The organism is Natronotalea proteinilytica, from assembly GCF_055379935.1.
Map to the genome: position 1 here is coordinate 2,569,921 of NZ_AP043947.1, position 18,477 is coordinate 2,588,397.

17 protein-coding genes and 1 tRNA gene are annotated in these 18,477 nt (G+C 56.4%); 11 read left to right on the plus strand and 7 right to left on the minus strand.

Annotation, left to right across the window (positions count from 1 at the left end; translation table 11 throughout):
• The first annotated feature begins 83 nt into the window (after nt 1–83).
• From hrcA to ACZ5AL_RS10330, 4 genes are all read left to right on the plus strand, one after another.
• Nucleotides 84–1,190, plus strand: a complete 1,107-nt coding sequence (gene hrcA / locus ACZ5AL_RS10315) for a heat-inducible transcriptional repressor HrcA (RefSeq protein ID WP_464510289.1) — start codon at nt 84–86, stop codon at nt 1,188–1,190.
• A gap of 14 nt (nt 1,191–1,204) precedes the next feature.
• Nucleotides 1,205–1,861 (plus strand): nucleotide exchange factor GrpE, encoded by a 657-nt coding sequence (locus ACZ5AL_RS10320; RefSeq protein ID WP_464510290.1) that lies wholly within the window; start codon nt 1,205–1,207, stop codon nt 1,859–1,861.
• 149 nt (nt 1,862–2,010) lie between these two features.
• Complete coding sequence (dnaJ, locus tag ACZ5AL_RS10325; RefSeq protein WP_464510291.1) at nt 2,011–3,141, plus strand: molecular chaperone DnaJ; 1,131 nt, start codon at nt 2,011–2,013, stop codon at nt 3,139–3,141.
• A gap of 246 nt (nt 3,142–3,387) precedes the next feature.
• Nucleotides 3,388–3,933 (plus strand): flavin reductase family protein, encoded by a 546-nt coding sequence (locus tag ACZ5AL_RS10330; protein WP_464510292.1) that lies wholly within the window; start codon nt 3,388–3,390, stop codon nt 3,931–3,933.
• On the opposite strand, the gene ACZ5AL_RS10335 is transcribed toward ACZ5AL_RS10330, so the two are convergent.
• Entirely contained in the window at nt 3,861–4,703 is an 843-nt protein-coding gene (locus ACZ5AL_RS10335; protein ID WP_464510293.1) for a TIGR02757 family protein, read from the minus strand. The genes ACZ5AL_RS10330 and ACZ5AL_RS10335 overlap by 73 nt on opposite strands.
• A 56-nt stretch (nt 4,704–4,759) precedes the next feature.
• Entirely contained in the window at nt 4,760–5,725 is a 966-nt protein-coding gene (locus tag ACZ5AL_RS10340; protein ID WP_464510294.1) for a threo-3-hydroxy-L-aspartate ammonia-lyase, read from the minus strand.
• Nucleotides 5,726–5,873: 148 nt separating this feature from the next.
• Between ACZ5AL_RS10340 and ACZ5AL_RS10345 the strand changes: the two genes are divergently transcribed.
• Nucleotides 5,874–6,674: a sugar phosphate isomerase/epimerase family protein gene (locus tag ACZ5AL_RS10345; RefSeq protein WP_464510295.1), complete on the plus strand. Its 801-nt coding sequence runs from the start codon at nt 5,874–5,876 to the stop codon at nt 6,672–6,674.
• 89 nt (nt 6,675–6,763) lie between these two features.
• On the opposite strand, the gene ACZ5AL_RS10350 is transcribed toward ACZ5AL_RS10345, so the two are convergent.
• Nucleotides 6,764–6,837, minus strand: a tRNA-Met gene (locus ACZ5AL_RS10350).
• Between the two features lie 182 nt (nt 6,838–7,019).
• On the opposite strand from ACZ5AL_RS10350, the gene holB reads away from it, so the two are divergent.
• The 6 genes from holB (at nt 7,020) to ACZ5AL_RS10380 (ending at nt 13,138) form a co-directional block, all read left to right on the plus strand.
• A complete protein-coding gene (holB, locus tag ACZ5AL_RS10355; protein WP_464510296.1) occupies nt 7,020–8,201 on the plus strand; it encodes a DNA polymerase III subunit delta' in 1,182 nt (393 codons plus the stop codon).
• A gap of 250 nt (nt 8,202–8,451) precedes the next feature.
• On the plus strand, nt 8,452–8,817 hold the full coding sequence (locus tag ACZ5AL_RS10360) for a hypothetical protein (protein ID WP_464510297.1): 366 nt from the start codon (nt 8,452–8,454) through the stop codon (nt 8,815–8,817).
• A 25-nt stretch (nt 8,818–8,842) separates the two neighbouring features.
• Nucleotides 8,843–9,640 (plus strand): tetratricopeptide repeat protein, encoded by a 798-nt coding sequence (locus ACZ5AL_RS10365; RefSeq protein ID WP_464510298.1) that lies wholly within the window; start codon nt 8,843–8,845, stop codon nt 9,638–9,640.
• 68 nt (nt 9,641–9,708) lie between these two features.
• On the plus strand, nt 9,709–10,575 hold the full coding sequence (locus ACZ5AL_RS10370) for a vWA domain-containing protein (protein WP_464510299.1): 867 nt from the start codon (nt 9,709–9,711) through the stop codon (nt 10,573–10,575).
• 25 nt (nt 10,576–10,600) lie between these two features.
• A complete protein-coding gene (locus ACZ5AL_RS10375; RefSeq protein WP_464510300.1) occupies nt 10,601–11,296 on the plus strand; it encodes a protein phosphatase 2C domain-containing protein in 696 nt (231 codons plus the stop codon).
• A gap of 12 nt (nt 11,297–11,308) precedes the next feature.
• Nucleotides 11,309–13,138, plus strand: a complete 1,830-nt coding sequence (locus tag ACZ5AL_RS10380) for a phosphotransferase (protein ID WP_464510301.1) — start codon at nt 11,309–11,311, stop codon at nt 13,136–13,138.
• Between the two features lie 20 nt (nt 13,139–13,158).
• On the opposite strand, the gene ACZ5AL_RS10385 is transcribed toward ACZ5AL_RS10380, so the two are convergent.
• The 4 genes from ACZ5AL_RS10385 to ACZ5AL_RS10400 all read right to left on the minus strand — a co-directional run bounded on the left by ACZ5AL_RS10385 (nt 13,159) and on the right by ACZ5AL_RS10400 (nt 18,044).
• Nucleotides 13,159–13,581 carry a co-chaperone GroES gene (locus ACZ5AL_RS10385; RefSeq protein ID WP_464510302.1) on the minus strand — a complete coding sequence of 141 codons (423 nt, stop codon included), beginning with the start codon at nt 13,579–13,581 and terminating at the stop codon, nt 13,159–13,161.
• A gap of 425 nt (nt 13,582–14,006) precedes the next feature.
• Nucleotides 14,007–15,233, minus strand: a complete 1,227-nt coding sequence (locus ACZ5AL_RS10390) for an FAD-dependent oxidoreductase (RefSeq protein ID WP_464510303.1) — start codon at nt 15,231–15,233, stop codon at nt 14,007–14,009.
• Between the two features lie 25 nt (nt 15,234–15,258).
• Nucleotides 15,259–15,798: a PAS domain-containing protein gene (locus ACZ5AL_RS10395; protein ID WP_464510304.1), complete on the minus strand. Its 540-nt coding sequence runs from the start codon at nt 15,796–15,798 to the stop codon at nt 15,259–15,261.
• Nucleotides 15,799–15,845: 47 nt separating this feature from the next.
• A complete protein-coding gene (locus ACZ5AL_RS10400) occupies nt 15,846–18,044 on the minus strand; it encodes a coiled-coil domain-containing protein (RefSeq protein ID WP_464510305.1) in 2,199 nt (732 codons plus the stop codon).
• Nucleotides 18,045–18,477: the final 433 nt, after the last annotated feature.

An 18,477-nucleotide genomic window follows, 5' to 3' on the forward strand; every position in this document is an offset into this window, starting at 1 on the left:
GAACGGCGCCCCGTTGCACACTCCATAATTCGTGACATAGTTCGCAAGCTATCGTTCTTTTTGAAGTAACGATGCCTATGAGCGTGCCTACACGCCCCGCGCCTGACTCTTCAGAGCCGTCGTACCCGAGCGACGATCGACCGCCGCTTAGCGACCGAGAACGCCGCATTTTGGAGTTGGTCGTGCAGCGCTTTATTGACACGGCTGGCCCGGTGGGCTCTCGATCGCTCTCCCGGCAGTACGATATTGGGCTAAGCCCGGCTTCCATTCGCAACACCATGGCGGATCTGGAAGATATGGGCTACCTCGACCATCCGTATACCTCAGCCGGGCGCATGCCCACGAAGCTGGGCTACCGTACCTTTGTGGATGAGCTCATGCAGTCTCCGCGTCTCTCTACAGAGGAGCGCAAGGCCTTGAAAGTGCAACTGGCACAGCTCGTAAGCGATACAGACGAAATGTTGCGCGAGAGCACCCAGTTGCTCAGCCAGCTATCCAACTTGCTGGGTGTAGCACTAAGCCCGCGCCTTTCGACCGGCGTGCTTGAACGTCTTGACATTGTCCCCCTCACCGGTCCACGACTGCTTTTTGTGTTGAACGTCAGTGGGGGGCTCGTCAAGACCATTCCGCTTCCGTTCGAGAAGAAGCACGAGGTCGATCGTTCCGATATTGACCAAGTGGTCCACCTGCTCAACGAGCGCTTAGCCGGACTCACGTTAGCCGACATTCGCGACACCCACGACGAGCGCCTTCGTACCCTTGACGATGATACAGGAATTGTTGAGCTGGTTCGTTCGAAAGCGACACCGCTCTTTAGCGAACCCGCACAAGGACGCCTGCAGTTGGGGGGAGCCCAAAATCTGCTCACCCAACCCGAGTTTCAAGAAACCGATGACGTTCGCCACTTTTTTGAGATCATTGAAGACGAGCACCTCATTGTAGAGGTCCTTGAAAACGTGGATGATGCCGATGCCGATGCCGACGGAAACACCTATGTGCGTATCGGCAGCGACCAAGAGCACGACGAAATGGCCGCCTACTCGGTTGTGATGGCCCCTTACCGGCTTGGCAACACCGTAGGCACACTGGGCCTGCTTGGCCCCACCCGCATGGACTATCGCCGGGCTGTTGCTCTTGTGAAAGCAATGGCCAACGTACTCAACCAGCCTGACTCTACTGACGCCAGCTAACCGTATTGGACTACATGGATGATCCCTCGCACTCATCGTCTGTTGATGCTTCCACTTCACCTTTAACCCCCGAAGATCCCTTGCTAAACGACCCTGCTACCCCCCCAGACCCTGCTGCCTCTGATACCACTGCCGACACCGACCCAAACGGTGCATCCGCTGAACACCCAGAGGCCAATGCCCGAATTGAAGAGCTTGAAGAGCGCATCCAGGCGCTTGAAACCGAGCGCGACACGCTCAACGACCAGTTCTTGCGAAAAGCCGCTGAGCTCGAAAACACGCGTCGTCGCCTTACCGAACAGGCTAACAAAAAATACGATGCGGGTAAAGTAGAGGCTATACAGGAAGTCCTAAGCATTATCGACGACCTGCAGCGCTCGCTCGATGCCGCAACGCAGTTCGAAGAGAGCGACGATCCGAAGTCGGCCTATGAAACCCTGCGCGATGGGCTCACACTTGTGCATAGCAACTTCCTCAGCGCCCTCAAAGAAGTGGGCGTAGAACCCATCGAAGCCGAGGGCGAACCGTTCGATGAACAAAAGCATGACGCGATGATGCAGCAACCAGCCCCTGAAGGCGTAGAGCCCGGTACCGTGCTCAAAGAAGTGCGCCGCGGCTATCGCATGGGCGATCGGGTTGTACGTCACGCCCAAGTCGTCGTGGCCTCTTGAGTGATTCGATTTGAACGGTCTGATTTGAACGGTACTATGCACGGGCACTTTTTTGAACAACCCCCTGTGCCTGCGCATTCCAACCTCGATATATTACGCACGCCCCCACGTGCTCTCCTCACTTTTGTTTGCCTGCCCGCTTACCCCCCATGCCTGAAGACTATTACGACGTTCTTGGCGTAAGCCGCGACGCCTCACAGCGTGAGATCAAAAAGGCGTATCGCAAGAAAGCAATGAAGTACCATCCGGATCGCAATCCGGATGACCCCGATGCCGAGAAGCAGTTCAAGCAAGCTGCTGAAGCATATGAGGTGCTCTCTAGCGAAGAGAAGCGTCACCGCTACGACCGATACGGCCATGCGGGACTAGGCCAAAACGGCGGAAGCTCGGGCTTTCAAGACATCAACGACATCTTCAGTGCCTTCAACGACATTTTTGGAGGCGCCGCCGGACGCTCTCGCCGCAGCAGCGGGCGCCCCGGTAGCGACCTACGCGTAAAGCTCCCGCTAACGCTTAAAGAAATTGCCGAAGGCACCCAGAAGAATATCAAGGTACGCAAGTACGTAGCGTGCGAAACGTGCGACGGCACGGGTGCCGAGGGAGGCATGAGCGGCGAAAACTATGTAATGTGCGACAAGTGCGACGGCACGGGTGAAATCCGAAATGTCTCGCGCTCGGTGTTTGGGCAGTTTGTAAACGTGCAGGCCTGCCCCGCCTGTAATGGCGAAGGACGCATCATCGAAAATCCGTGCCCAGATTGCGACGGACAAGGACGCTACGAAGGCGAGGAAACCATTAGCGTGACGGTGCCCGCGGGCGTGATGGAGGGCAACTATCTCACCATTTCTGATGCGGGTAATGCGGGCATTCGAGGCGGGCTAGCCGGCGATCTGCGCATTGAAATCAAAGAAAAGCCGCACGAGCATTTCGTGCGCGACGGCCTCGACATTTACTACGATCTGTATCTCTCTTTTCCCGATGCTGCGCTTGGCACCGAGGTGGAAGTCCCCACGCTCAAAGGGCGAGCCCGCATTCAAATCGACGCGGGTGTGCAGCCGGGCAAGATCTTGCGGATGCGTGAACGTGGTCTGCCCGATCTGAACGGGACCGGACGCGGCGACCAGATGATTCGCGTGCACGTATGGACGCCGCAGCAGATGACCAATGACGAGATTGATATGCTCGAAGCGTTGCAATCGAGCCCGAACTTCCAGCCGAATCCCGAGAATAAGAAAAGTAAGAAGTCGTTCTTCAGCAAAGTGCGCGACGTGTTTTCCTAGTGCGCTGTCACACCTGAGTGTTATAGTTCAGAGTTGCCATCGTGAGGAGGAAGCCTACAACCGACGGGGTAATTTCGTACCGTTGGTTGAGCGGCTCTATCCAACTTGACAGCATGAGATTGCATCGTCGCTACCGCTCCTCGCAATGCCTGAAGATCCTTTTTGCGTCTACCTAGTTCCGTGTTCAAACAGGCTGGGTAAAGCATAAAGCCCATTCTGTTTTTCTGCCGTCGCCCCCCCCCTCTTATGAGTGCTTCTGTTAAAAGCTCGGCCTTCCGTACCACGCTTCGCCACGTCCCCACCCCCGTGGTAGTTGTTACCACGTATGCGCAGGGGACTCCTCGGGGGATTACCATCGGCTCTTTCACCAGCGTATCTCTTAAGCCCCCCCTGGTAAGCTTTAACGTAGATCGCACCGCGCAGTCGCATGCTGCACTGGCTGAATCAGGACGATGCGCCATCCACATCTTAGACGAGACCCAGTCGGCCTTTGGCGATCATTTTGCGCGTCCCGACCTCTCTCCCGACGAGCAGTTCCGCCCTGTTTCGTATACGCAAGATGCGCACGGCATTCCCATTCTTGACGGAAAAGCGGCTGTGCTGCATGCACAAATACGCAACCAGTACCCCGCTGGTGACCACTCCATCTTTGTGGCTGAAGTCACCAATATTACGCCCCGCGACCATGCGAACGGCATTGTGTACGTAAACCGCGGCTATCACGCCGTGGGCCAGGAACTTGGCGGTACTGCATTATCGCCGGTAAAGGCATCGTCCAACGGCTCGTCTTGAGCCCCAGGCGGAAAGAACGCAAAGTCGTATCGTGCTGGATCTTCTGGGCAGAGTTGGCGACACGCATCGGTCAAGATGCGTACCGCTTTCCAATCGTTAGACTTGCGCTCAAGAAAGCCGAGCGCGCGCACCTGGCGTCCCGCATGCACATCCAACGGAAGCATCAGTTGATCCGGACGGATACGCGTCCAGATCCCCAAATCAACAGGGCCCGGGCGCACCATCCACCGCAAGTACATGTTGAGCCGCTTGCAGGCGCTCTTCGCTTCGGGGCGTGCCAGGTGCTTGCGCAGACGCTGCGGCGTGCCGGGGTTCATGGTCAACACGGTAGTGCTAAATCCCTGAATGGCGGGCCCCAATGGATAGGGATGGTCTGAATCATCGGGCAAGTGATCCGCAAAAATAGCTTCGATAGAGCAATGCTGAGCGATTGCGTCGCTCAGGTTGTGCGTAAACCATAGCGCATCCACGGGCTGAAATGTGCGGTGCTTAAAGCCATCCAGCGCATCGGCATCGCGGTGTCGGTCGAAGTCCACAACAAACGCATGCGGACGGTAATCCATTCGCTCGCACAACTCTTCGAGTTTGTTGATGACCGTAGAGCGGCGCCCCCAGGCCAGCAAGGCGGCATACAATCCGATAACCGCCTGATCGCGCGGGTCGTCAAAGCCGTGTGGAATGCCAATCGGATCTTCTGCAATGAACGAGGGCTCTTCGTATCGATCTACCAGACGGTTCAAGTATGCACGCAAGTCAGAAAAGGAGGCCACAGAATCAGCAGAGGGTAGATGAGAAGGGATGCAACACAAGATAGATTAGATCGCTATCAGTCTGCCATGAGCGTCGCTGCGCGCTCCAAATCGACGTTTCCGCCGCTCAACGTAACGCCTACACGACGCCCTTGACCAGGCACTGCCCCCGAGAAGAGCGCTGCCAACGCGAGGGCTCCCGTGGGCTCGGTAACAAGCTTCATGCGCATCCACAAAAAGCGCATCGCTTCAATAATGGCTGTGTCGGGCACCGTAACCATATCGTCGGCGTAGCGGCGTACAAGCGGGAAGGTATACTCGCCCAGCGAGGGTGTGCGCGCGCCGTCGGCAATGGTATCGGGGTTCTGAACCGTGTGCAGGGTTCCCGAATGGAACGACCGGGTGGCATCGTCGCCTGCCTCGGGTTCAACGCCGATCACGGTGCAATCCGGTTGCAACGCAGCGGCAGCGATGCCACAGCCCGAAAGGAGTCCGCCGCCGCCACAGCATACCAAGAGCACATCCAGATCAGGCACCTGTTGAAGCAGTTCCCATCCTACAGTGCCCTGCCCGGCAATAACATTGGGATCGTCGTAGGGTGGCACAAGGGTGAGGCCACGCTCTTCAGCAAGCTGTGCGCCGTATTCCTCGCGCACGGTCTCGTCGGGGTCGTACGTGACCACCTCAGCCCCATAGTCTCGCGTAGCCTCTAGCTTCACTGTCGGGGCGTTCTGCGGCATCAGAATGGTCGTATCGATGCCCAGAAGCGCTCCAGAAAGGGCCACAGCCTGTGCGTGGTTGCCCGACGAGTAGGCAATTACACCGCCTGCCTTCTGTTCGGACGTAAGCTGGCTGAGCGCATTGTAGCCCCCGCGGATCTTGAACGCTCCAATGCGCTGCATATTTTCGCACTTCGCAAACACGGCAGCGTTTACCCGCTCGTTGAGGCTACGCGATGTGTGCACAGGCGTACGATGCACCACCGAACGCAGTCGGTTGGCAGCCGTGGCAATGTCGTTGAGCGTCACAGATGGAGCGGGCATGCAACAGAAGGTTGAGTTGGCGAACAGCGGGCTCGATACTGAATGAGGCATCGCATCAAGAGTTCGCCGAACACCGTGCTCCTCCTATAGGTTGAGCCATCGTAGTCTACATGGTTCACCATCTACACTTGCTCTACGCTGCTCGCTCATGATTCCCGTCTGGCTCACCGACACCGTTACACCCAACCTGAACCGCGCGCTGCATTACACGCAACTGTGGGGCCTGCAGGGCGTGGAGTTGCGTACCGTAGGAGGTCCTGACGACCGCGTGCCCGACGTAAACGAGCCGCAGATTCAGCAGCAGTTGGAGAAAAGCGAGTTTTTGCTGAGCAGCGTAGTGCCTGCGCTCTTTGAGGGTCCCGTACACGATCGTGTGATGTGGCTCAACGACCTTGCCCGGCTGCCCGAAGTGCTCACCTTCTGCACACGTGTGCGCAGCCCCCGCATCGTAGTGGATCCGTTTGCGGCTGCCCCCGATGACACAGCCGCCCTTGATACCGCCGCCGATGCGTTTCGTCGAGCGGGCGCCCATGCTGCCGAGCACGACGTGCTGATTGGCGTAAAGAACGGCCCCGCCTCGTTGTGTCCGAGTGGACAGGAGTTGGCTGCGCTCCTCGCGATGGTCGACCATTCGCATGTGCAAGCGGTGTGGGATCCGGCGGCTGCGCTACGCGCCGGTGAAGACGTCCTCGCTGGCCTGGAGGCGCTTAGCGGACGCATCACGCTGGTTCGTTGCAGCGATGGTCGCATTGAAGGCGATCAGTGGACGGACACGATCTTGGGCGAAGGGGCCATCGATTGGGAAACGCAGTTTGATCAACTGCATGCCCACGGGTTTCGCGGCCCCGTCAGCTTGGAGATTTACGCCACCCCTCGCCCCAAAGCTGGACTGCGTAGTGCAACTGCCCTGAACCGCCTGCTAAGCGATGTGCAACGACGCGCTGCATGATGCGTCCTTGCGCTGCGGGGAAAAGGTCCTAAATGCAAAAGCGCCGCTAGGCTAAAGCTTAGCGGCGCTCAAGGACAACGGTATGTATGTAGCGCGGGGCGGATTTGAACCGCCGGCCTCCGGGTTATGAATCCGACGCTCTTACCAACTGAGCTACCGCGCCATTTGAAATTGCAGTTCTGTTCTATGAATCATAGGCCCGCGTTGGTTCCTATTTAAGCCGTGAAGAAGAAGTGAGTGCAGATACGCGCCCACTGATGGGGTTCCATTTGGCCCTTGCCCTTGGTATGTTAGCTACCATCCGCCCCCACCGTTTCTTCGACTTTCGCAGAAACAACGCCTCGTATGGCTTGGTCAACGCTCATTGGACAACAACGCGTAGTGGATATGCTGCGCCGCACCCTCTCGCGCGATCGGGTGCCGCATGCCTACCTGTTTCACGGTCCGCGAGGGGTGGGCACCGTGGCTGCTGCCCTGGAACTGGCGCGCACGTTGCAGTGCACCGAGCAAACCGTTGAAGCCTGCGATGCGTGCCTGGCCTGCCAAAAAACCCAACGCATGGTGCATCCGGATGTGCATGTTTTTTTTCCTTTCCCAAAAGGAACCAACGAAGACGATGTGGCTGCCCGCATCCAGCGGCTGGGGAAAAATGCCTATGCTCCGGTGGATTACGTGCGGCGGCCCTCGCTCGATAATCCGGAAAAGACGTCCAACAAGCAGGTCATGTACCACATCGACCGCATGAAGGAAGATATTGTGCGGCCCATGACCTTTCATCCGGGCGAGGGGGCGTACAAGGTAGCACTGCTTACCGATGCCGAATACATGAACACCTCCGCGGCCAATGCCTTTCTGAAGGTGCTCGAAGAACCGCCCGCACAAACTGTGTTCATTCTTACCACCAGTCGAGTTGATCAGATGCTCCCGACCATCGTATCGCGCTGTCAGAAGGTGCGGTTCGACCCGCTGGATCCTGAGCACATCCAACAGGCGCTGCAAACGCGTGAACAGATGGACCCCGACGAGGCTGCGATGCTTGCGCGCATGGCCGATGGATCGTACAGCCGCGCACTGCAACTCGCCGAAAGCACGCACCTCCGCGAAACACGTGCACTTGTCTTACACTTTCTGCGTGCGTCGTACACCCAGAAAGTAGCCCCTCTCAACGAACACCTGGATGCCATTGCGAAGCTAGGACGCGAACGCGTGAAAGGGGTGCTGCGCCTCATGATTCGCTGGATCCGCGATCTGATGCTGTACCAAACGCTGGGCAACGACGCCCCCCTTGTCAATGTAGACCAGGCTGAGGCGGTTGCCAAGTTTTGTGATAACCTGCCGCATGCCGACCTGGAAGCCATGGTGGCTCGTGTTGAGGAAGCCCTGCACCTCATCGGACGCAATGTACGTACCCGCCTGGTGCTTATGGTGCTCTCGCTACAGCTCCACCAGGCTATGCATGGCCGCCCCGGTGCTCCTGTATATCAGCCGCTCCCTGAGCAGGCCCTTGCCGACACCCATACACCGTAAAGGATCGGACACATTCTGGATCTCCTCTCCATTCTTACACAGATTCATTTGCAATTTCTACATACATCGTGCATCTTACGGAGTAGACTTGAAACCGGTCTTGCAGACGCTATACCTTCCGCTGTTTCAACGATGCAACTGTAGGCCTTTTCGCCTTACTGTGTAAGCTGGAATAAAAGTTGCAAGCTAACACGTCGATGCGGCTTCGCATTCCCCACCCTGCGTGTACGTTTCACCGTAATTCATTTGCATGCATACCGATACAGAATCTCCGCTTCTGTCAAGCCCCTGTTCTATTCTTGGCCAATCGCTCTGGCGTCCATACGCCCACCTCTATCCAGACTACATTGAACTTACGGGCTGGCGCTGGACCGGACGCACTACACGACACATCGCTCTAACGCGCATCGAGCACATACGATGGTGGGGCGGCAAGCGCGATGTAAACTTTGAAATCACGCTTCACGACGGTGCCTTAATCGCACTCTACCTTCACCAAAGCGCCGGAACGTGGAATTACACGTTACGACGCCTCAAAAAACAAGAACGAAACGAAAACGTGGCCTCACCAGCGGAACGTGCCCTGTCGAACAGGGTCGGAATACCCACGTCATGACGTTTTGTATCAACCCTTTGGTGCTATGTCGCCCCTACGATTTGTTAGCGCTTCCGTGCTGAGCCTCGTGCTTGCTGCTCTGCTTCCGTTTGGGGCTGCAGGTCAACACTTTGACCTCAGTCATATCGACGATGAGGAGCTTGTTGAGCGACTTATCGAAGTCGATGACCTCCGCGCCGAAGGGGACTTCCGCAACGCTTTTACCAAACTCGGTGGGCTCGAAAACGACTATCCCGAACACGCTGAGGTGCTGTGGCGTCTTTCTGCGACCATCGTAAACATTGCCGAGCGACAGGACCAGGGCCGCCGCTCGCTGTTTGAACAGGGGCTGGACGCCGCTAAACGGGCTATTGAGGCCGACGACACGAACGGCCTGGCGCACTTCTCGCGTGCTATGGCTGAAGGACGCCTGGCCCTGGATGCAGGCACGCGCGAACAAATCGAACGATCGCGTGCCGTAAAACACCATGCTGACCGCGCGATCGAACTCGACAAAAATAATGAGATTGACGGCGCTTATCACGCTCGTGGACAGTGGCACCGCGAGGTGGCCAGCCTCGGACGCGTATCGCGCGCTGTCGTGCGCACCGTCTATGGCGGACTCCCCGACGCCTCCTTCGACGAAGCCGTTGACGATTTCCTGGCCGCTATCGATATCGATGATCGCATCTTGCACCGCATCGAACTGGCTCGCACGTACAAAATGATGGATGAGCCGGAGAAGGCACGTGAGCAGCTTGAGATTCTGTTAGATATGCCTTCAGAGGAGCCCGATGACGAGTCGCACAAATCGGAAGCGCGTGAAATGCTTGATGACTTGTAGGCTTTCGTACACCTACCGATTTCTCACCACGTCGCCTCCTTTCACTGTGCCGTTCCCCCTGCGTTCTTATGGCCTACTCTGCTGAAATCAGCCGCGAGCAACCCACTGCATTTCTGTTTCTCCTCGACCAGTCGGCGTCAATGCAAGACCGCTTTGGCGGGGCCGAGCAAAAGGGCGACGCCGCTCCAAGCAAAGCACGCGTGCTGGCCGACACCGTAAACCGTCTCCTGCAAAACCTGGTACTACGCTGTGCCAAAGAAGATGGTGTGCGCGATTATTTTCATATCGGTGTGATTGGCTATGGCGAACGCGTGCAGCCGCTCATTGAACCTGCCGAGCATACCAACAACAGTACGGGATTGGTACCCATCAGTCACTTAGCCGAGCGACCCCGACGCATGGAAGAACGCCTGCGTACGGTGGATACAGGCGATGGAGACTCCGAAGAACGCCGCGTAAAGGTGCCCGTCTGGTTCGACCCCCAAGCAAAAAATGGCACTCCCATGTGTCAGGCACTCGACCTGGCTGCACAGTCGGTACGCACCTGGATTGACCAGCACCCACGCAGTTTTCCGCCGGTCGTGCTGAATGTAACCGACGGCGAAGCCACCGATGGCGAGCCCCTGCGCTATGCCCAACAGTTGCGCAGCTTTGCTACCGATGATGGCGAGGTGTTGCTCTTTAACGTCCACCTGTCTTCATCAGAGGCGCCTGCTGCAGAACTTCCCTCTGCTCCGGGCGAACTTCCCCCAACGGATGAATACGCCGAAACGCTCTTTCAGATGTCAAGCACCCTCCCATTTTCAATGCGTGCCGCCGCAGAACAGGAAGGCTACACCGTCAACCTTGACACACGCGGGTTCGTTTTTAACGCCGACCCGGTGGCTCTGGTGCGCTTCCTGGAGATTGGGACGCGCCCCAGCAACTTGCGCTAAGCCTCTGCATCGGCTCGTCCTTCGTATGGCTGCTGCTACCATCCACATCTTAAGCCTTCCTAAATCGGGCCATGCGCCCCACGAAAATGAAGATGCCGCGTTCGTGCGGAGTGATCACTGGCCCGTACACGCTGCTATAGCCGATGGGGCCACCGAATCAGCATTCTCACGCCACTGGGCTCGCATCCTGGTGCAGAATGCTTGTACCACGTCTACACTGGTGCCTACGCTTTCTTCCCTTGATGCCTGGCGTGCGGAATGGCGTCAAGAGATCGCGCCTCAGATCAATGAGCAGCCCTGGTACGTGGCCGCCAAAGCCCAAGAGGGGGCTCACGCCACCTACTTGCATTGCATTGCCCAACAGAACGGCACGTATCAGGCTGCCGCATGTGGCGATAGCGTACTGCTTCACCTACGTAACAACGCCTTCCACACGGCCTGGCCCACGTCTGACCCCGATGCCTTTGGTCATCGCCCTGCGCTCGTATCGACAACTAACGGGGCCGCCCCCTCCTTCGACACATACACCAGCACCTGGCAGCCGAACGACGCGATTGTCCTGGCTACCGATGCCGCTGCTGCATGGCTGCTGCGTACCAATCCTGCCCGGGCATTAACATGGACCGCCTCCACCTTTGCTACCGAAGCAGACGAGGCGCGCTCCACCAACCGCCTGGCTAACGACGACACCACCGTGGCCGTTATTCAGTTTGAGGCATAACCCCCCCTTTGCATGGCCGGATACCCCACGCCCAGCGCCTACCAGGAAGCCGTTCAGTTTCCCGATACGGCCTTCGTTGACTCCACTCTGCAGGATGCCACGCCCCGCACAAACGTACTGGGGCTGCCCCAACCCATCAGCGGCGCCTTTGCCGTGGTCTTTCCTCTTACGGACAAACACAATCAACGCTGGGCTGCCAAATGCTTCTTAACCGATGTGCCTGACCAACAGGCGCGCTACCAAGCTATTGCGGCGCACCTCGACACGCACGACCTGTCCGCACTCGTTACGTTCGACTACCAGCAACCCGGTATTCGCGTTGAGGGCGACTCGTTTCCGCTGCTTAAAATGGAATGGGTCGAAGGCACATCGCTCAATGAGTGGGTACGCGCGCATACGAACGATCCAGAAGCGCTCCAGCATCTGGCCGAGGCCTGGGCCGCCCTGCTCCAGGATCTGCACGCCGCCGACATTGCCCATGGCGATTTGCAGCACGGCAATATCCGCGTCGCCGATACCGAAAACGGCCCAGCGCTTCGTCTTGTTGACTATGATACCATGTACGTGCCTGCCCTTAGTGGCAAGCAAAGCCCTGAGGTAGGGCACCGTAACTACCAGCACCCCGATCGCACCGAGGCCGACTTTGGGATGCATCTAGACCACTTTGCCGGGCTGGTTATCTATACCGGACTGCAGGCGGTGGCGCACCGCCCTGCGCTCTGGGATCGGTTCGATACCGGCGAAAACCTTCTGTTTCGAGACAGCGACTTCTACGACCCCGAGGGCTCACCGGTGTTTGGAGCGCTACGCGACGAAGAGGCCCTTTCGGGACTTGTTCGCTCGTTAGAGGCTGCCTGCTACCGCACGCCCGAACAGGTGCCTCCCCTTGCTGATGTGCTCAATGACGAAGCGCCCCACCCCCTTGCGTCCGATCGTAGCGCAGCCCGACAACGTCGCCAGCGCCGTGAGCAGGCAGCTCCCCGTTCACAGATCGCCCAGTGGTGGGCCCCAGCGACAGGAGGGGCGTTGCTGCTTGCTCTTGTAGGAGGATATGCTGCCTCATGGTGGCTCGGCGCCGCAGTAGCCCTAATCACGCTTGGTGCCGCTCTTGGAGTAGCGACCTACGCCTACCGAAAGCATCCCATTACACGCCGCAGGCAACGCCTCCGTCATGAATCGGATCGGTACACCGCGCTTATCGACACGATGGAGCGCGAGCTCAACACGTTATCCAATCAAAAGCAAGAAGTGAAGTCGTCGGTCGAAGAGCGCCGCGCCAAACGGCTTCAAGAGGTGCAAGATGAGGCCCTTTACGACTGCCTCAAGCATCACTTTATTGGTGAGGTCGGTGCTGTGGATGGGGTACAGCACAGCGATATGATCCAACTGAAAGCCAACAACATTCGCACAGCTTACGAGGCCACCTCCGAGGCTATTGCTCCCCTTCGTCGAATAACCGACGCCACAAAAGCGCGCATCCAGATGTGGCGCTCAAGTCTGGTACAGTCTTACGCCAGCGAGATTCCCAATCAACTCTCGCCCGCCGAAGAACGACGCCTGCAGCGCTACATTACACGGCGTATGGAACGCCTTGACACCGAAGCCGCCCGCGTACGCGAAAAGATACGTGTCTACGAGGCAGAACGCCGCCGTACACAGGCGCGCATGCAGGAACTGCCCTCCCTTTCTGCTGGACGCTATGCCGCCCATCTTCTCTACCTTGCCCACCTGCCGCGCACGGAAACTGCGCCCCGTCCAACAGCGCATGCGTCTCCGTCCACCGAGGACCCTCCCACCAATCCTGCACCAGTCGAAGAGGGCCCTTGGTGGCACCATTCATGAGCGTTCAACAGCCTCATCAATCAATCATCCAACAGATCATCAATGGTTGTGTCTGAACGCCCCTCGTCGGGTGTGTCCGACGGTAGTTCGTCGTCAGGCGTATCACGCACCAAAGCGAGAATGGCTGAGTGCGGCACAATCAGATAGTCGGTACCCTCAAATCGGATTTCCACCGCCTTGTCGCGCACAAAAAAGGCAAAGTCACCAGGCTCTGCCTCCAACGGCAAATACCGAATGGGTTGCTCGGACTGCTTCCACGTTTCGCTTTCCGAGTATTCTGGATTGGGAGTTAAGTAGCCTGGCCCGGTTTTTATGATGTGGCCGCCTTTCACCTCGTCTTTGGCCGATACCGACGCCGGCAAGACAAGACCCGAATCGGTCTTCTGTTCGCCGTCGCGCGGTTCAATAAGCACACGGTCGCCTACGACAAGAAGGGTACTCATAAACACATTGATTCGTACGAGAGATTAGCTCACCTTCCGTACGATAACGCTTCTAGCAAGTTCATACCAAGGGCGCACATCTTACACGGATTACACGAGCACGTTTATTCAGATACGCATTGTAATGTTGAATAAGCGCATACACGATCATTAAGGCCGTTAGAACACAAAGAAGAAAACATACACAACCAGGCTGACAAGACCAGCCGCTACGGTAAGCCGCCAGATGGCTTGATCAACAGCATCTTTCATAAGGGAAAAATTACAAGGTGGGGAAATAACAGCGTAGTGGGGATACGCAGCAAAGCTTGCGACAAAAACAAGGGGGCCACAAGCCGATGCATCCTTTGTGGGGGACACATAAAGATTATATGCAAACACGCACTGTTTTGCAAGAAGTTGATGCAAAACAAGAAATCGATTCGTTAATCCATTTCTGTGTTACCCGTAACGGTTGCCTGCGGCGTCGCCTCGCGCTGTGTAACCAATGTCTGTTGGAGCGCCGAAGCTGTTTCGCATGACACCATGGGTAGAGCGGGCATATGCCCTTTCTCCTGCAAAACCCGCGCCACCTGTAATGCACAACTCCAGGAAAGCGTAACCCCTGCTCCACCGTGGCCATAATTGTGCACGATGGGGCGCTCCTGATTCTCCTCCCAACTTAGCCGCACCCCCTCCCCTTCCGGATCACGCAGATAACGAAGGCCGCTAACGACTCGCAAAAGACGCGCTTGAATGTCTACACCGGTTAGTTTTCGGATAAAGCGGACGTTGGTGTACCACATAGCAGCGGGCAAGACCACGCCATGTACACGCCTTGTGGGTTCGCAAAGCGACGCCTGATACGTGCCATCGGCATGGGCTGGATGTTTAGTGCCCCCCACAATCCAGACATCAGAGCGTGGATAAAAATAAATACCGCCCCCGTTTCCACTTGGCGTAGGATATGCGTTGGGCTGAAGAGCATAATTGTAAGAAGCTACCGACTCCGTTTGCGGCGGAATTGCGGCATCAGCCGAAGGCGCAACATGCAGTAGAAAGCCATGCCGATACGTTGCGGGAGCGGGATCGTCAAACACATGTGGAGCTGCATATCCCAGACAATTGATCCACACGTCTCCGGGTAGCGTGCTTCGGTTGTCTCGCCGGATGTGCATCCGCTGCACCGTACCGCCAATCTGTTCATACAGCGCATAGAGTTGTACAAGATACCGGGGCGCCTCAACAAACGTCATGTCGAACGTCCAGCCATACGGACCCGGTGCATTGCGACGCTGTGGGAGTCCATCTAAGGGCTGGGCCTCCTGTTCAAACCATTTCGGATTGCGCAGACCCGCTGCATATGAAGGTCGATCTGTAGGAAACTCGAAAAGCTCTGCATGACGCTGAACGCGCACGCCCCACTCGGGAGCATCCCGAAAGCAGTCGAAACACCGCTGACTTTGCTGTAGATGAAATGCCTCGTGTGGGATACGCACGGCATGCGGAATAACCGATGCCGCTGGATACGCACTCGCACACTGGGGAGCTTGCAAGCCAAGCCCTGTATCTAGGCGAGCCGCCGTGATAAGTGTTGTATTGTAGCCGAGCAGGTGAAGCGTGGTGGCCGTTGTGATCCCCGAAATGCCCCCTCCTAAAACAGCGATGTCCATAGTGCTGTCTCACACCTATCGTGTGTTATCGCTTCCGCACCATAATCCAGTTGTTGCCTGCTTCGTCTCGGTACAAATGCACATCCACGAGCGTAGGACGCATTTTGTATGTGAACGTGTACGTGAAGTACTCATCAAGTTGCCCGGCAGATAACCCTTCTCGAAAACGTCCATAGAACACGCGGTTATTGCTACACGGCGCGAGTTCATTGAAATAACTTTGGCCGACCGCTTCCTCACGGTCTACGCCACTTAGATTGGATTCGTACTCGTTGAAGAACTGCACGATGCCATCGTCATCGAGCCGGATGATTCCGAAGGAAGCCGCGTTCAGTTCTTCATCGGAGGCATCGCGCAACATTTCACCAACGGCAGGGTCGTCGAAGTCGAGTGCCGAGGGAGACGTTCCTTCTGTGCGCTCTTCCTCCGAGAGACTGGAAGCATCTGCGTGCTCTTCCTCATCCGGTGCCTCCCCTTTAGAGATCAGCTGGTCGGAGGCTGACGCATCGGACGACTTTTGCTTTAAGTAAGAAAACAGGTCGGAAGTTGTTGAATCGTCACTCATGGCGGAGTAGGGCGAGCGTACACAAGCCAGTGAACAGGCAACGCGCTTTAAGAGCGCGCAGAGGGCGCAGCAAGAAGAATCCAGTATGTATCCGAATCAGCATGGTAGTACAGATGCACGAACGCGACAAATGGATCGCGTTCGGCTTCTGTAAAGCAATGAGGAAAGCGAGCGTTAAGCTGCCTCTGTTGTCGCCCCTCATAAAAGCGTCCGTAGAACGTATCGGTAGCTGTGCTGGGAGCTATCTCCAAGAAAAAGTCTTGTCCGTGGGCTTCTTCCATGGAGCGCAGTCGATCAAACAGAGGAAGGGCATATGCTGCGTTGTTGAGCTGCTGTATGCATCCATCAGCATCAACTTCAATCACTCCAAAAGACAATGCGTTGTGCTCATGGGTCGAATGAGTTGGAAGTTGAGACAGCGTATCTGCATCTGCTACATCAGGGGCCGATTGCCATACAGGAGCGATCCGCGACCGTGTGCGCGTGGAAGGTTCAGCTGAAGCGGGCGCTACCGAAGTCCCGTTGCTTTCTTGCGAGGTGGTGGCTGACTCCAACAGATTGATCACTTCTTGTGGATGATCCACATCGAGTTCGCGTTTTAGTTTGTCCCATGCCTCCGATGTTGAGGCATCGGCCTCCGTTTCGTGCTCGCGCAACGATTTAACTTCGTTGCGAAGGGCCTGAATGTACTCAGCAGCATCTTCGGGCGAGGCAAAGCCTTCTTCGATCAGCGTTTCTTTTTCATCATAGAGCGCTTCCAACTGCGCAACCATGCTTTGAATAATCTGCTCTGCCTTTTCGCTATCATCAGTGCTTCCTTCGTGGTTGGAGTGAGTAGCATCGCGCTTCTCATAGAGCGTCTCCAGCTGTACATTCATGTTTTCAACCATTCGAATGATAGCCTCCGGGTCTGACACCCCGAGCTCTCCTTGAAGCTTCTCTTGGTTCGCATACAGCGATTCTAACTGCTGAAACGTATCTTGGCTTTCCATAGGAAGCAGGGTTGCCGCCGACCGAGCCTCCACCTCTTCATATAACTCGACCAGCTGCTCGTTCATGTCTTGGATCATCCGAACCGCCTCTTCGACGGTGCTAACCCCAATTTCGTTGAGCTTGTCTCGGTCCTCGTACAGGCTCGTAAGCTGATCGTCCATGGTTTGCGCCAGATGCAGTAGCTCTTCCGCCTCATCGGTAGAAGAGACTCCCAGCGTTTCTTGCAAGCCGGGTGGCAACGCTTGCGAATCGGCCCCCACATCGTGCTGAACGTACAGATCGTCAAGCTGCTCATCCATGCTTTCGATCATAGAAACAGCCTCTTCAGCCGTAAGACCCGCTTCTTCGAGAACCTCGTGCTCTCTCGCAAGCGCCGAAAGTTCTTCGGTAACAGTGCGCACCATGTGTTCCATCTCGCGCGCTTCCTCGGCTGACGCGATGCCCAGCACCGACTCAATATCAGAGAGCGTTTCGTGTGCCGCTAAAGCGTCTTCTTCGGGGAGCGGCGCATTTGCGAGTCGTTCGATTTGGCCTTCCAATACTTCCAGAAACGAGAAGACATCCTCGGCCCGGTCGATATTGAGATCTTGAGGCACATCCATCCCGAGGTGGTCCAGCGCGCGCCGCATACCGTTGCTAATCGCATCAAGACGATTGACAAACGTTTCTGCCTCGCCAATGGTAGACACACCTAAGACAGTCCGGATAGCAGAAGCCGCCTGAAGCACCTCTGTACTAGGCGTGGACCGGTCTTCGATGGATTTATTCAGTCGATCATTTTCCCGCTGCAGAGCACGGGCTGCTTCAACCAGATCGGCAGCGGTATCGTGCCCGGCCTCCATGATGACCTGCCGCTCTTCATACATCTCGTCGACTTTGCGCTGCAACGTGTTGATGCGATCGAGCGCTGTTTCGTACGAAGCTGCATCCAACGCTTCGAGCAGGTCGTTTCCAGACACATCTTCTGTGCCTACGCTTGTGGTCGCGTCAAGACGACGCTCTAGCTGTTCGTTTCGTTCACGCAACTCAGCCATCTGCTCATGGAGCCGCGCAAACACCTCTTCAATCTCACTGAGCGTAGCCAGATTGTCTGGAATGTCATCACGCTGATCCAACACCTTAAGTTGGCTCGTCAGCGTTTGAACGCGCCCGATAGCCTCTGACGGTCCGGTCGCGTCAAGAAGCCCACAGATTGTGTTCCAGGCCTCTACAAGTTCCTGGGGGGAAAAGTCAGAAGAAGGCGACTCAGACATAAATACGTAGCATCCTTGATGCAAGAAAAGCCAGCGGATAGCGCATCTCTATGCCAAACCTAACCAACGGCACAGCTTCGATGCGCTATTACGCGGTGCATGGAAAATACAACCCAAAACATGTACCCCCGATAACTTGGCAAGGTTCGCTGTTTAATAATAGCCGGTAGGGGCTTGCTTAACCGTAAAGAATACGTTTCAGCATTTGGAAAGTTTGAGCGGGCAGTTTACACCTCTACTGCTATAACGAAAAAACGCGCCGCTCGTGTGCCCATCAATTACGGATCTGACACATCCGTGCCGGACTGTAAATAAGTCGGCATATACGTCTGAACGCTGCAGCATTTGCGCCGCTGCTCAATACTACTCTGTGTGTTTTTAATGCTCTGGTTGCTTCAACGCCGGTACAGACTTCTGTAATACAACCGCGCTC